Below are 13,439 nucleotides of genomic sequence, written 5' to 3'. Positions count from 1 at the left end.
GAGCACTCGCGTTCGGTGACGAGATGAGCACTTCGAAGCCGATCACCTCGCACGGCGACGAGCTGACAAACCTCGGTCTGGGGCTCCTCCTCGCGGGCGCCGGCCTTGCGGTGATGCTCCGCGTCGCAGGTGGTTTGGCGGCGTGGATGACCGGCATCCCCCAACCCGTCGCGGGCATCGATGCCGGCCTCGCTGTGGTTCTCGACGCGTCCGATCCCGCGGCTGCGCTGCACGCCCCGGGACTCAATCCCGTGGCGTACTGGGGCTGCGTGGCGATGCTGATCCTCGTGGCCGGAAGCGGGATCGTGCTCGGCTGGCGACTCCTGCGTAGGACCCATCGACGGTCGACCGCCGACCCGTACCGGATCCCTGGAATCGCGGGAAGTCAGGACGTCGCGAAAGCGGCCTCCAAGTCCGCGCTGATGAAACGCGCAGCGCACTTGCGACCATCGCTGACAAACGCGAAGCCCACGGACGTCGGCTACCTGATCGGACACTCCCGCTCCTCCGCGGTCTGGGCGAGTGTCGAGGACTCGATCCTCGTCATCGGCCCACCACGGTCGGGCAAGGGCGCGCACATCGTGATCAACGCGATCCTCGACGCTCCGGGAGCGGTGGTGACGACATCCACCCGCCCCGACAACCTCACCGCAACGCTGCAGGCTCGCGCGCGGATCGGCCCCATCGCCGTCTTCGACCCACAGCAGCTCGCCGATGGAGTGCCGGCCGGCCTGCGCTGGTCACCGATCCGCGGCTGCGAGAACCCCTTGACCGCGATGATCCGTGCGGCCGGCCTCGCGTCAGGTACCGGGTTGGCGGCCGGCGGTGTGGAGTCGGGCGGATTCTGGGAAGCGAAGACCCGCACCGCGTTGCAATCGCTCCTGCACGCGGCCGCCCTCGCCGACCGTCAGCCCAGCGAACTCTTCCGCTGGACGCTCGACCCCGCCGTCGCAGCGGAAGCCGTGGCGATCCTCGTGAACGAGCCCCGGGCGGCGACCGGCTGGTCCGACTCGCTGCAGGCCATGCTGGAGTCGGATCCCCGCACCCGCGATTCCATCTGGCAGGGAGTTTCTCTGGCGCTGGGAGCCTTGGCCGACCCGCGGGTCCTCGCCGCTGTTTCCCCCGCCGATGGCGAATCCTTCGACCCGGAGACCTTCCTCCGCAGCAACGGAACCCTCTACCTGCTGGCAACGGGCGCCGGCGCGAACAATTCCGCCGCACTCGTTGCGGCCTTCGTGGAAGATGTCGTGGAGTCGGCCCGTCGGATCGCTGCGCACAATCCCGGCGCTCGCCTCGACCCCCCACTCCTGCTCGCGCTCGACGAGATCGGAAACCTCGCGCCCCTGCCCTCACTCCCCACGCTGATGGCGGAGGGCGGCGGCACCGGGATCACGACCATGCCGGTCCTGCAGTCTCTCACCCAGGCCCGCTCGAAATGGAGTGACAACGCGGCCGGCGCGATCTGGGATGCCTCGATCGTCAAGATCATCCTCGGCGGCGCGTCCAACTCCCGCGATCTCCAAGACGTCGCAACCCTCATCGGCGACCGAGACGAGACCACCGACTCCACGACGGTTGGTGACCGCGGCTCCCGTTCCTCGCAGCGCTCGATTCGACGCGTCGCCATCATGCCCCCGGACGTCATCAGAACTCTGCCTTTCGGTACCGGCCTCGTGATGCTCCGCGCTGCACCACCCATCGTGACCCGGCTTCGAACTTGGACCTCGCGACCCGACGCGAAGACACTGCTGGCTGACCGCGCCTTGCTCGAGGCGAAACTGCAGGAGCCGTCAGCCCAAATCATCGACGTATCTGACGTCGATGCCGAGGAAGTGGAGTAGACGGCGTTGAGGGGTGTGTCTGGTGATGTCTCCGCTCAACTTCAGGATCGGTGTTGTTCATCGCGCCCACCCGTGACCGCGGAACAGCCGGAGCCGGGCGACGCCCGATTCCAGTGTTCGGGGATGCCTGGCTCACCTCTTCCATGAAGCGGATCCCCCGCTTGAGCTAACGCGAGAGGTCAGTCCCATGGCTCTTCACACTCAGCAGTCCATCTCGGGCTTCATCGCCACCGATCCGCAGCGGACCACCACCGAGAACGGCGACGCGCGTCTGTACGTGCGGATCGGGCAGCCCCATTTCCGCCGCAACGATGACGGATCGTTCACGGAACTCGAGCCGAGCTTCCACGACATGGTCGCCTACCGCGCCACCGCGGAACGCGCACTCGCCAGATTCGCGAAGGGCGACAGCTTCATAGCCGAGGGCTACACCCGGACATTCCCGGTCGAACGCGACGGTCAAGTCGTCGAGGCCGAAGAATTCGTCGCAAAGAAGCTCGGCCACGACCTCGCTCGCACCAACTACGACGTCGACCGCGGCCGACGGGCGGGAGCCCCCGCGCGAGAGTCGATCGATCACGGCGCACCCGCCAACGAACCCGTGCGGCAAAGCCGCGTCGTCCGCGCCCTCGGATTCTGAGGATGACGATGTCGCCTCACCCAGCTGGTCCCAGTCGGGAGGAGCCTCCGGCGCGCTTCGGCTCCACGGACGCGGATGAGGACGACGGACCGACGACGGCCGACCCGCCCCACCCGGTCAACTGGAACCTGCTGAACGCCGAGGAAGCAGAGACGGCGTGGATCGCACTCAATCGATGGGTGAACTGGCTGCGTCGCACATATGGCCTCCCGGCATCCGTCATCCCACCCCTCTGGCACCGCCACCCTGAGCTCGTCTGGGAACTATCCGCGCTGCACCTGCACTGGCTCTGCGCCTACGACCCCGACCAGCACGGATCCGCCCCGATTGGATGGCTCCGCGACTTCGCTGACGCCCGCGAACGACTCCACGACTGGGTCACCAACTGCGGAACACGCCTCGACCGCGATCGCGCTACCCGGCAAGCCTCTTGGCCGGGAGAATCTCCAGCCGAGACCGTCGAGGACGTCGTCATCAAGAATCGCGACGAAGACTTCATCGCCTTCGTGGTTGGCGAAGTGGAAACGCGACGCGCGGCGGAGCAGGCGTTCTATGCGGCGATGCCTGACGGCGGAGGGTGAAAGAATCCGGCGGACGGCCGGCCGTCCCGGACCATGGCCGCCGCGCCTGCACTCGCCGACCAATGGAGCACCGAGGCGGACGAGCAGCATAAGAGCTCGCGCCACCGACCACGGAGAAAGAGGGAGCCTCCGAGGGAACGCAGGGTGGCGCGCATGGCGCTGGTTCGCCCACGCGTCCCACCTGTCTAATAACCAACTTGAAAGCTGCAACGCGAGTCGTCGGTTTCAACACGTAGTTACGAGAAGCCATGACGGGTCAGGATCGCGCACCACCAGACTCATCGGTACTGCTCGGGTCGAGACGCGTCATAAGGCAAGGGATTCGAGACAGCTGGCGGCCTCCACAGCGCGAGCGATCAGGGAACTCTCTCCCCGGCCCAGGTAGTATCTGCGTATGAGCGTAGATAAGCAGAATTGCGGGTACCGACCGGATAGCTCTTACGTGGAGCTGGCCGTCGAGGTGTTCGGGATGCTCGCAGACGCGACGCGGGTGCGGATCGTTCTCGCTCTCCAGGAAAGCGACGAGCTGTCCGTGAACAGTCTCGCCGAGGTTGTCGAGAAATCGCCCGCGGCGGTGTCGCAACACCTCGCCAAGCTCCGTCTGGCCCGCATCGTCTCGACTCGTCAGGATGGGCAGAAGGTGTTCTATCGGCTTGAGAACGAGCACGCATCCCGGCTCGTGGCAGACGCCATCTTCCAAGCCGAGCACTCTCTGGGTGGCACTCCCCGACACCATCATGCGGATCGAGTGCGCGAATGACCACCGACCACGAGCACCCCCATGAGCACGGGCACGGGCCCGGCGGGCACCCGCACCATGGGGACGACCACGGGCACGGCGCGCACAGGCACCCAACGGGGTTCAAAGGCTTCCTGTATGGACTGTTCGTTCCGCACTCCCACGACGCGGCGGACTCGATCGATGATGCGTTGGAGGCGAATAAGTCGGGCATCCGCGCGCTCAAGATCAGTCTTCTCATCCTGCTCGCCACCACCGTCCTTCAGGCAGTCGTGGTCTTCTTCAGCGGTTCCGTGGCACTCCTGGCAGACACGATCCACAACTTCTCCGACGCACTGACCGCCGTCCCATTGTGGGTGGCGTTCGTGCTCGGCCGCCGGGCGGCGTCACGGAGATACACCTACGGGCTGGGCCGTGCCGAGGACATCGCCGGCTTGTTCATCGTTTTCGTCGTCGCGCTCTCGGCGATCGTCGCGGCCTGGCAGTCCATCGACCGGATCCTGCACCCGCAGCCCCTCGATAACGTTATTTGGGTGATCGCCGCGGGCATCGTCGGGTTCCTCGGCAACGAGATCGTCGCGATCTACCGGATCCGCGTCGGCCAACGGATCGGGTCGGCCGCTTTGGTCGCGGACGGTATCCATGCCCGCACCGACGGATTCACCTCACTCGCCGTCGTCGTCGGCGGGGTCGGGGTGCTGATGGGCTTCCCCCTGGCTGATCCGATCGTCGGCCTGATCATCTCCGCAGCGATCATCGTGCTCCTGATCGGCACCGTCCGCAGCGTCGGCCGCCGCCTCCTGGACGGTGTGGAACCCGAACTCGTCGACAAAATCACGCACGCCCTGGACCACGTCGATGGCATCGATCGCGTCGACCGCATCCGGCTGCGCTGGAACGGGCACCGCCTCGAGGGCGACGCGATCCTCACCGTGAACTCGCAGGCGTCACGGGAGCAGGTGGAGATGATCGGCACCCAAGCGGCCCAAAGCGTCCGCGCCCACCTCCCGAACATGGACGAGTTTCTCGTGAGCACCCAAAACCACAGCAGGCCCTCCTACCCTCCCGGCAGGGATTAGGACCTTCAGTCGGTTTGCGTCGGCGCGGACGCGGTGATCGCCCGGGGGCGTTCACGTGCTGGCGGCATGAGGATCAGTGTGCGGGGTGCGGGTGGCCGTAGCGGTGGGGATCCGCGTCGAATGCGGCGGCACAGCCGTGTGAGCAGAAATAGAACGTGGCTCCATCGTGCTCGCGGGTGGTGACCGCTGTTTGCGGATCGATCTGCATCCCGCAGACCGGGTCGGTGACAAGCGTTACGTTCTCGGTGGTGTTCTCGTTTTGGTGTGACATGGAGCTTTCTCCTGGTGTGCTTGCTGGTTTCGATCTCGACTGCCAGATGACACTCGAGGCCCGCAGCCGCGTTGGCGCCGCCTGGGGCTACGGGCTGGGCCTCACGATCGACCGGCGCTGGGAACGGGAGTCACGGACGGGGAGGCCGCTGCCGCAGGTGAGGCCGGAGCAGGCAGCCGGAGCCGCTTCAGCATGAGCGCGTTGACGGCGACGATGACGCTCGAGCCGGACATGGTGATTGCGGCGATCTCGGGGGTGAGCATGATGCCCAGCGACGGGTAGAACACGCCTGCGGCGATGGGTAGTGCGACGGCGTTGTAGCCGATGGCCCATCCGAGATTCTGGCGCATTTTGCGGACGGTGCCTTTGCCGATGCGTAGCGCGGTTGCCACGTCGAGCGGGTCGGAGCGCATCAGTACGACGTCGGCGGTTTCGATGGCGACGTCGGTGCCGGCTCCGATCGCGATGCCGAGGTCGGCTTGTGCGAGTGCGGGGGCGTCGTTGACGCCGTCGCCCACCATGGCGACCTTCTTGCCTGAGCGTTGCAGTTCGGCGATCTTGGCGGACTTGTCCTCGGGGAGCACTTCGGCGATGACGGTGTCGATGCCCAGCAGCGCGGCAATGCGTTTGGCCGTGGGTTCGTTGTCGCCGGTGAGCATCACCACCTCGATGCCGGATTCGTGCAGTGCGGTCATCGCTGCGGCGGCGGTCTCGCGTGGCGCGTCGGCGAGGGCGATTACGCCGGCGGCTTTGCCGTCGACGGCGAATGCGATGGCGGTGCGTCCGGTGGCGGCTAGTTCGTTCTGGGCGGCGGCGATGGAGCTGATGTCGATTCCTTCGTCGGCCATCAGTCGGGCGTTGCCCATCACCACGCGGCGGCCATCGACCGTTGCAACGGCACCGAGGCCGGTGACGTTGCGGAATGAGCTGGCTGTGCGACGGGGGATGTTGCGGGCGTCGGCGTAGGCGACGACGGCTTTGGCGAGGGGGTGCTCGGACTCGCGCTCGGCAGCGGCGGCAAGGGAGAGAAGTTCGATGTCGTTCATCCCGATGGGGATGTAGTCGGTCACTTCGGGTTCGCCCTTGGTGAGGGTGCCGGTCTTGTCCAGGACCACAGTGTCGATGTGCGCGGCGGACTCCAGCGCGCCGGCGTTCTTAAACAGCACGCCGCGTTTGGCGCCGAGGCCGGTGCCGACCATGATTGCAGTCGGTGTGGCCAGGCCCAGCGCGTCAGGGCAGGTGATCACTACCACGGTGATGGCGAACAGGATCGCGGTGGGCACCGGGGCGCCGATCAGCCACCAGACCAGGAAAGTGACAGTGCCGCCAATCAGGGCGACCAGCACCAGCCAGAAGGCTGCGCGGTCCGCGAGCCGCTGCCCGGGGGCTTTGGAGTTCTGCGCCTCCTGAACGAGAGCGACGATCTGGGCCAGCGCGGTGTCGGCACCGACCTTGGTGGCCCGCACCCGCAGCGTGCCGGTGGTGTTGACGGTGGCGCCGATGACCGTGGACCCGGCGGTCTTGACGACGGGGAGGCTTTCGCCGGTGACCATGGATTCGTCGATCTCCGACGCGCCCTCCTCCACGGTCCCGTCTGTGGGGATCTTCGCGCCGGGCCGGACCAGCATGAGGTCCCCGGGGATGACATCGGAGGTGGGCACCTCGAGCTCTTCCCCGTTTCGGAGGACGACCGCGCGGGGCGGGGCGAGCTCGAGGAGGGTCCGGATGGCGTCGTTCGCGCCGCCGCGGGCGCGCATCTCCACCCAGTGGCCGAGCAGCACGAAGCTGGCCAGCACCGTGGCAGCCTCGTAGAACACTTCCCCGCCCCCGGTGAGGGTGACCACGACGCTGTAGAGCCAGCCGGTGCCGACCCCGACGGCGACCAGCACCATCATGTCCATTGTGCGAGCCCGAAGGGCACGCCAGGCGCCGTCGAAGAAGATCCAAGCCGAATAGAAGATCACCGGCAGGGAGAGGATCAGCGAGAACCAGTCATCGCGGAGCCCGAATGGTGCCGGAACGGTGAAGCCGAACACTTCCCGACCGATCGGGGACCACAGGATGATCGGCACCGACAGGACAGCGGCAACGATGAACCGGTTGCGCATATCGCGGATCATCGCCGCCATCGACATCCCCGCATGGCTCCCGCCGTGCCCCATCGCATCCTGGCTCGTACGAGCAGGCATCCCCTCCCCATGCCCGCTGTGGGCATCGTGCCCCGAAGGCTCAGCAGGGGCCACCGCATGATCGTGCATCGGCGTGCCCGCGTCGGCGCCGTGACCCGGGTGCGCATCTGCGGAAGGTCGGGTGGGCGCCACCGTCACGCCTGCGTCGTGTGCGTGGTCGGGGTCATGAGAGGGATCGCAGATGTGCTCGGGGACGGACTGCCCGGCGCAGTGGTAGCCGCAGTCGATGATCCACTGCCGCAGCTGTGCTTGTGAGGTGAGCTGCGGGTCGTAGGAGACGTTTGCGGTCTGGGAAACCGGGTTCGCCTCGACATCCGTTACCCCGGGCTGGCGGAGAAGCGTCGATTCGACGATCGACTTCGACGATGCCCAGGAGACTCCCTCGACTTCCAGGACGACTGTGCGCGTAGTTCCGTTCATTTCTGTTCTCCTGCTCCGTGATGCCGATGCGGCGTGCTCAAGAGGTGGGCTCGGTTCTGATGACGACTCGCCAGGTGTTCCCTGCGTCAGATGTGGTGCGGACTCCGCCCTCGTCGGCGATCGCGACGATCCCCTCCCAGCTGACGGCGATCGCGGACGCGGTGCCGGTGGCGTGCCCGGCAGTCCTCCACACCGCGTCGGGCGTTGTCGCCCCGGTCCAGATGGTGCCGTCGGTATCGACGCCGATGATCCCTTCCTCCACCGTCGGATCGGCCGTGATGACCAGCAGCGCGGGCGCGTTCGGCACAGGCGAGAAGGTGGTGCCGCCGTCGCGACTGACCTTCAGCCCGTCTGGGGTGGTGGCGGTGACGATGTCGGCCTGGGTGGTGTCGATGCTGATGTCACGGGCGGTCAGCGGGACAAGATCCGCCCAGGTCTGCCCGGCATCGGTACTCTCCGCCAGGACGGCCCGGTCCGAGGGGAGCCCGAGGAGGATCTCGGGTGCGGCGGGGGTGGCGGCGAGCATATGAAAGTCGGTGACGCCCGCCAACGACACCTGCTCCCAGCGGGCCTCGCTGTAGCGGACCAGGCCCACGTTGGGGGCTGTGAACGTGTGGTCCTGGTTGGCCGGGTCCGGGTGGCCGGACGCGAGGATCGTATCCCCCTGGACGGTGAGTCCCATCGCATCGAATGTGGTCTTACCGACGAGGGAGACCTCATCGGTGGTGAGGTCGACCAGATAGACACCGGTGTGCGCGCCGACCAGCAGCGCCCCGTCCAGGTCGAACGCGACATCGTGGACATGCGGAATGAGGGCGGGTGAGGCATCGCTGTCGGGGGACGCGGTGCACGCGGTGGCGGTCAGGGTAAGCGTCGCGGCGAGGGTGGCGACGGCGAGGGTGCGGGTGTGAGTGGTCATAGTGGCGTTCTCCGGAGGCAGCGGGCCGGCCGTCGGGTGCGGCCGGCCACTGCCGGTCAGAGGGTCGCGAGGATGTCCTCCATGGTGGCGATCTCGGTTGTCTGCGAGGCGATGATGTTCTCGGCAAGGGTGATCACATCGGGGTTCTGCCCGTTGTCGACCTCGTCTTGGGCCATCTCGATCGCACCCTCGTGGTGGACGATCATCTGCTCCAGGAACAGGCGGGATGCCTCGGCACCGGTGGCGTCCTCGAGGGCCTGCATGTCGGTGTCCGACATCATCCCCCCGTGATCCATTCCGTCCATGTCCCCCATCGGGGTGCCCCAGTCATCAAGCCAGGACTCCATCAGCTCGATCTCCGGGGCCTGAGCGGCTTTGATCTGCTCGGCGAGGGTGAGCACACGTTCGTCGATGCCGTCCTTGGCGAGGATCATGTCGGCCATTTCAACGGCCTGTTCGTGGTGCGGGATCATCATCATCGTGAACTGCATGTCGGCCATGTTCACGTCGGCGGCCGGGGATGCGGATGCCGATGAGCCCATTCCGGGCATGTTGTCCATCCCGCCACTGCTGGTGGTACTGGCGCAGCCGGCAAGGGCGAGCAGGGCGGTCAGGGTGATCGCGGCGGTTGCCGCGGCACGGTTGTTCATTAGAGGTCTCCTCAGTCGTATGTGAGGCGCACGAGCCGGTGCCCGGGCGCGCGAATGCTGTGCCCACCCGCAACGGGGTCGGCTAACAGCACTCCTCAGGTGCGACTGATGCAGAGAACCAGAAGAGACGGTGGTCGAGGAAGGACAGCGGCACGGGCGATCAGGGCCGGGCCGGCGCGCAGCGCGGCCCCCCAGGTGATGCCCACGCGCGGGAGGAAGAGCAGCAGCGAGACGATCAGGAGCGCGAGGACGCAGGCCATCGCCAGCATGCTGGCGTGCCCGCCACAGTCCGCGCAGTCCCCGTCGGTCGCCGGCTGGGTGGTGCCGTGGTCAGTGACGCCCACGCTGGCGGTGCCGTGCTCGTGCATCGCGGCCGCGGTTGCCGGTGCGGCGGTCTCGGTGTGACTGTTCAGGGAGTGCATCGCGAGCAGCCCGACGATGATCGCGGCAGTGACAGCGATGAGCAGCAGGACCGAGTGGCCCAGCCCGCGTGGGCCGGGGCGCAGACGTTGTGCCAGAGCGATCATCGACATGTCACCTCCCTCGTGTCCAGGGTAGACCGGCTCAGGCCGGCTGCACTGTCCGGTCGGCCGTCGCGGGCGCCGCAACAGCGGGTGCGGGGTGGGGGCGGAAGCTGCGCAGGCGGAGACTGTTGGTGACCACGAACACCGAGGAGAGCGCCATCGCGGCCGCGGCAACCAGGGGGTTGAGCAGGCCGAGCATCGCGATCGGGATCGCGGCGATGTTGTACGCGAATGCCCAGAACAGGTTGCCCTTGATGGTGCCCAGTGTGCGGCGGGACAGCCGGATCGCGTCGACCACGACGAGCAGGTCGCCGGAGGCGATCGTGACATCGGAGGCGGCGATCGCCGCGTCCGTGCCGCCGCCCATTGCGACACCGAGGTCCGCGGCGGCCAGGGCTGCGGCGTCGTTGACGCCGTCGCCGACCATGGCGACGACCCGGCCGGCGGCTTGCAGCTGACGGATCACCTCGAGCTTCCCGGCCGGGGTGACCCCGGAGCGGACCTCGTCGATGCCGACCTGGTTGGCGATGTGCTGCGCGGCGCCGGCGTTGTCTCCGGTGAGCAGCACCGGCGAGAGACCGAGGGCGCGGAATCGTGTGATTGCTTCGGCGCTGGTCGGCTTGACCGTGTCCGAGACGGCGATGGTGCCGAGGAACTCGCCGTCGCGGGCGACCGCAATCACGGTGGCACCGGCGGCTTCGAGGGTCTCTGCCTCTGTGCGGTGGGTGATCGACGGATGCACGCTCCACTGATCCTCAACCCACAGCGGCCGTCCAGCGACCACCAAGGCGCCGTCGACGACGGCCTGCACACCGAAACCGGCATGGGACAGGAAAGACTCGGCCTGCGGCGGGATGCCGTCGGCAGCGGTCACGATGGCACGGGCGACCGGGTGCTCCGAGCCCCACTCGGCCGCCGCCGCGGTGGCCAGGAGATCCTCGACGGTAACGCCGGGTGCGGGTGAGACTGTGGTGACGGTCATCGTGCCGTGGGTGATGGTGCCGGTCTTGTCCAGCACGATGGTGTCGACCTGGCGGGTCTGTTCAAGCACCTGGGGTCCGCGGATCAGGATCCCCAGTTGCGAGCCGCGGCCGGTGCCGACCAGCAGTGCGGTCGGTGTCGCCAACCCCAACGCGCAGGGGCAGGCGATGATCAGAGTCGCCACGGCCGCAGTGAACGCAACCTCGAGTGACCCGCCGACCAGCAGCCACCCCACGAACGCGACGATCGACAGGACGATCACGATCGGGACGAACACACCCGAGACCCGGTCGGCGAGCCGCTGCACCTTCGCTTTGCCTGTCTGGGCTTCGTCCATCAGCCGTTGCATCCGCGCGAGTTCGGTGTCGGCACCGACGCGGGTGATCTCCACGATCAGGCGTCCGCCGACATTCACGGTCGCGCCGATCACGCGGGAACCGGTGGTCACCTCGACCGGGACGGATTCACCGGTGAGCATGCTCGCGTCGATCGCGGATGCCCCATCGACCACGAGGCCGTCGGAGGGGATCTTCTCCCCGGGGCGCACCAGCACCCGGTCGCCGACGATCAGCTGGGAGACGGGGACCAGTTGTTCGACGCCGCCGACCAGGCGCGTGGCATTCTTCGCGCCCAGGTGCAGGAGTGCGCGGAGCGCTTCGGTGGAGGATTTCTTGGCGCGGGCTTCCGCGTATCGGCCGGCGAGGATGAACACCGTGACGAGGGCGGCGACTTCGAGGTAGATCTCGCCGCTGCCCGCTTCGGGGCTGCCGAACAGGGTGAAGGTCATGTGCATGCCGGGCATCCCGGCCATCCCGAAGAACAGCGCATACAGGGACCAGCCGAACGCGGCGATCACTCCGACGCTGATCAGCGTGTCCATCGTCGCAGCCCCGTGGCGGGCGTTCACGAACGCGGCCCGGTGGAATGGCCACGCCCCCCACACCGCCACCGGGGCGGTCAGCGTCAAGGCCAGCCACTGCCAGTACGTGAACTGCAGCAGCGGGATCATCGACATCAGCGCGACCGGCACAGCCAACGCGGTGCTGATCAGCAGTCGGCGACGCAGCGACACCAGCTCGGGGTCTTCCGCAGGGGTGTCGGTCGATGTGGGCTCGGGCGCGATAGGTGCCGGTAACGCCGCGGAGTATCCTGCGGATTCGACCGCCGCGATCAGCTCCGCCGTCTCGACACCGTTCGCGCGGACGCGGGCTTTCTCGGTCGCGTAGTTGACGGTCGCCTCAACGCCGGGGAGCTTGTTCAGTTTCCGTTCGATCCGCGTCGCGCAGGACGCGCACGTCATCCCGGAGATCTCGAGCTCCACATCGAGCGCGCTCATGCCGGGCTGCCGGCGAGGGCGTACCCCGCCTCCTCCACCGCGGCGCGCACGCGTGCCGCATCGATCGGGGCGGCGCTGTGAATGGTCACACGCGAGGAGCCGCCCGCGTTCAGATCGACCGACACGTTCTCAACCCCGTCGATCGCGGTGATCTCCTCTGTGACGCTCATCACGCAGTGCGAGCAGGTCATCCCGTCCACCAGAACATCCTGTGTGGTCGTCGATACGGCAACGCGCGTGTCGGTGGCGGACGCGGTGGAGCAGCAGCTGCAGCCGGCGGCGGCGGCGGAATCGGTCAGGCCCAGGTCGGTGCGCTCGTTCGTGGTCATGATGGTGTCCTCTCGGTCGGGGGGGTGTGGTTAGGAACGGACCAGGCGGGCGATCGCCTCGTTCGCTTCACGGATCTTCTCCGCAGCGACGGCGCCGCCCTCGGCGGTCGCTTCCGCGACGCAGTGCGACAGGTGATCGGCCAGGAGGGACAGCGCCACCGTCTCGAGTGCGCTGGTCGCGGCAGAGACCTGCGTGAGGATGTCGATGCAGTACTTGTCGTTCTCGACCATCCGCGCGATCCCGCGCACCTGACCCTCCGCGCGGCTCAGCCGCTTCAGAAGGTCGTCCTTGTTCCCTGCGTACCCGTTCATATCTCGATACTATACCCCCCTAGGGTAATTTGGCCTGATCGCCACTGATCCTTTTGGTATTGAAAGGCGCTGGCGGAGGATGAGGGAATGAACATCGAGGTCCTGCACATCGAGGACTGCCCAAGTTGGATCGAAACCGGGAGCCGCCTCCGCGAAGCGTTGGATGCGACCGGGTTCAGTGAGACGACCATCACGTACCGACTGCTCGGCACGTCCGCGGACGCAGCCCAGGTCCCCTTCGCGGGTTCTCCCACCATCACGGTCGACGGCCAGGACTTGTTCCTCAGTGGCGGGCGCACCGTGGACCTCGCGTGCCGGGTCTATCTGACTCCCACCGGGCTGGCAGGACTCCCCACGACCGAGCAGCTCATCGCAGCGATCGACGCACATGGACACTGACGCGGCCGTCCGGTGTTCCTGCTGCGGCCGAACCCTGCCCCGACGCAGAGTCCACGCGCTGCACGGCACCGCCGGATACGTGTGCCGGCGCTGCGGCCTATGGATCGCGCTGCGGCTGCACAACGACCGACGCGCGGCCGACTGACCACTCGCCAGGCGAACGCGCGGACCTGCTCCCGACCGAAACGCTATGTAGTCGGGTGCGAGTGCCGGTGGTGGCTGTCGGGAT

The 13,439-nt window shown here is 67.3% G+C and carries 14 protein-coding genes; 6 read left to right on the top strand and 8 right to left on the bottom strand.

Going from position 1 to position 13,439, the window contains the following annotated elements; translation table 11 throughout:
• Positions 1–23 precede the first annotated feature (23 nt).
• From JX005_RS01165 to JX005_RS01145, 5 genes are all read left to right on the top strand, one after another.
• Entirely contained in the window at positions 24–1,841 is a 1,818-nt protein-coding gene (locus tag JX005_RS01165) for a type IV secretory system conjugative DNA transfer family protein (RefSeq protein ID WP_214465575.1), read from the top strand.
• Between the two features lie 187 nt (positions 1,842–2,028).
• Positions 2,029–2,481 carry a single-stranded DNA-binding protein gene (locus JX005_RS01160; RefSeq protein ID WP_214465574.1) on the top strand — a complete coding sequence of 151 codons (453 nt, stop codon included), beginning with the start codon at positions 2,029–2,031 and terminating at the stop codon, positions 2,479–2,481.
• An 8-nt stretch (positions 2,482–2,489) separates the two neighbouring features.
• Positions 2,490–3,062: a hypothetical protein gene (locus tag JX005_RS01155; RefSeq protein ID WP_372447315.1), complete on the top strand. Its 573-nt coding sequence runs from the start codon at positions 2,490–2,492 to the stop codon at positions 3,060–3,062.
• 394 nt (positions 3,063–3,456) lie between these two features.
• Positions 3,457–3,822: an ArsR/SmtB family transcription factor gene (locus JX005_RS01150; protein ID WP_214465573.1), complete on the top strand. Its 366-nt coding sequence runs from the start codon at positions 3,457–3,459 to the stop codon at positions 3,820–3,822.
• Positions 3,819–4,880 carry a cation diffusion facilitator family transporter gene (locus JX005_RS01145; protein ID WP_214465571.1) on the top strand — a complete coding sequence of 354 codons (1,062 nt, stop codon included), beginning with the start codon at positions 3,819–3,821 and terminating at the stop codon, positions 4,878–4,880. Before JX005_RS01150 ends, JX005_RS01145 begins: the two co-directional genes overlap by 4 nt.
• A 73-nt stretch (positions 4,881–4,953) precedes the next feature.
• Here JX005_RS01145 and JX005_RS01140 read toward each other — a convergent pair whose 3' ends face one another.
• From JX005_RS01140 to JX005_RS01105, 8 genes are all read right to left on the bottom strand, one after another.
• A complete protein-coding gene (locus JX005_RS01140; protein ID WP_214465569.1) occupies positions 4,954–5,151 on the bottom strand; it encodes a YHS domain-containing protein in 198 nt (65 codons plus the stop codon).
• A gap of 101 nt (positions 5,152–5,252) precedes the next feature.
• Positions 5,253–7,760, bottom strand: a complete 2,508-nt coding sequence (locus tag JX005_RS01135) for a heavy metal translocating P-type ATPase (protein WP_214465568.1) — start codon at positions 7,758–7,760, stop codon at positions 5,253–5,255.
• Positions 7,761–7,797: 37 nt separating this feature from the next.
• Entirely contained in the window at positions 7,798–8,679 is an 882-nt protein-coding gene (locus JX005_RS01130) for a WD40/YVTN/BNR-like repeat-containing protein (protein WP_214465567.1), read from the bottom strand.
• Positions 8,680–8,735: 56 nt separating this feature from the next.
• Positions 8,736–9,329 carry a DUF305 domain-containing protein gene (locus tag JX005_RS01125; RefSeq protein WP_214465565.1) on the bottom strand — a complete coding sequence of 198 codons (594 nt, stop codon included), beginning with the start codon at positions 9,327–9,329 and terminating at the stop codon, positions 8,736–8,738.
• 95 nt (positions 9,330–9,424) lie between these two features.
• Entirely contained in the window at positions 9,425–9,862 is a 438-nt protein-coding gene (locus tag JX005_RS01120; protein ID WP_246533386.1) for a DUF6153 family protein, read from the bottom strand.
• A gap of 31 nt (positions 9,863–9,893) precedes the next feature.
• Complete coding sequence (locus tag JX005_RS01115) at positions 9,894–12,170, bottom strand: heavy metal translocating P-type ATPase (RefSeq protein ID WP_214465563.1); 2,277 nt, start codon at positions 12,168–12,170, stop codon at positions 9,894–9,896.
• Complete coding sequence (locus tag JX005_RS01110; RefSeq protein WP_214465562.1) at positions 12,167–12,499, bottom strand: heavy-metal-associated domain-containing protein; 333 nt, start codon at positions 12,497–12,499, stop codon at positions 12,167–12,169. Before JX005_RS01110 ends, JX005_RS01115 begins: the two co-directional genes overlap by 4 nt.
• 30 nt (positions 12,500–12,529) lie before the next feature.
• Positions 12,530–12,811 carry a metal-sensitive transcriptional regulator gene (locus JX005_RS01105; RefSeq protein ID WP_214465560.1) on the bottom strand — a complete coding sequence of 94 codons (282 nt, stop codon included), beginning with the start codon at positions 12,809–12,811 and terminating at the stop codon, positions 12,530–12,532.
• An 87-nt stretch (positions 12,812–12,898) separates the two neighbouring features.
• Between JX005_RS01105 and JX005_RS01100 the strand changes: the two genes are divergently transcribed.
• Complete coding sequence (locus JX005_RS01100) at positions 12,899–13,210, top strand: thioredoxin family protein (protein WP_214465558.1); 312 nt, start codon at positions 12,899–12,901, stop codon at positions 13,208–13,210.
• Positions 13,211–13,439 lie beyond the last annotated feature (229 nt).

Source organism: Microbacterium flavescens (assembly GCF_018588945.1).
GTDB lineage: Bacteria > Actinomycetota > Actinomycetes > Actinomycetales > Microbacteriaceae > Microbacterium > Microbacterium flavescens.
This window is presented reverse-complemented; position numbering and strand designations above follow the sequence as displayed.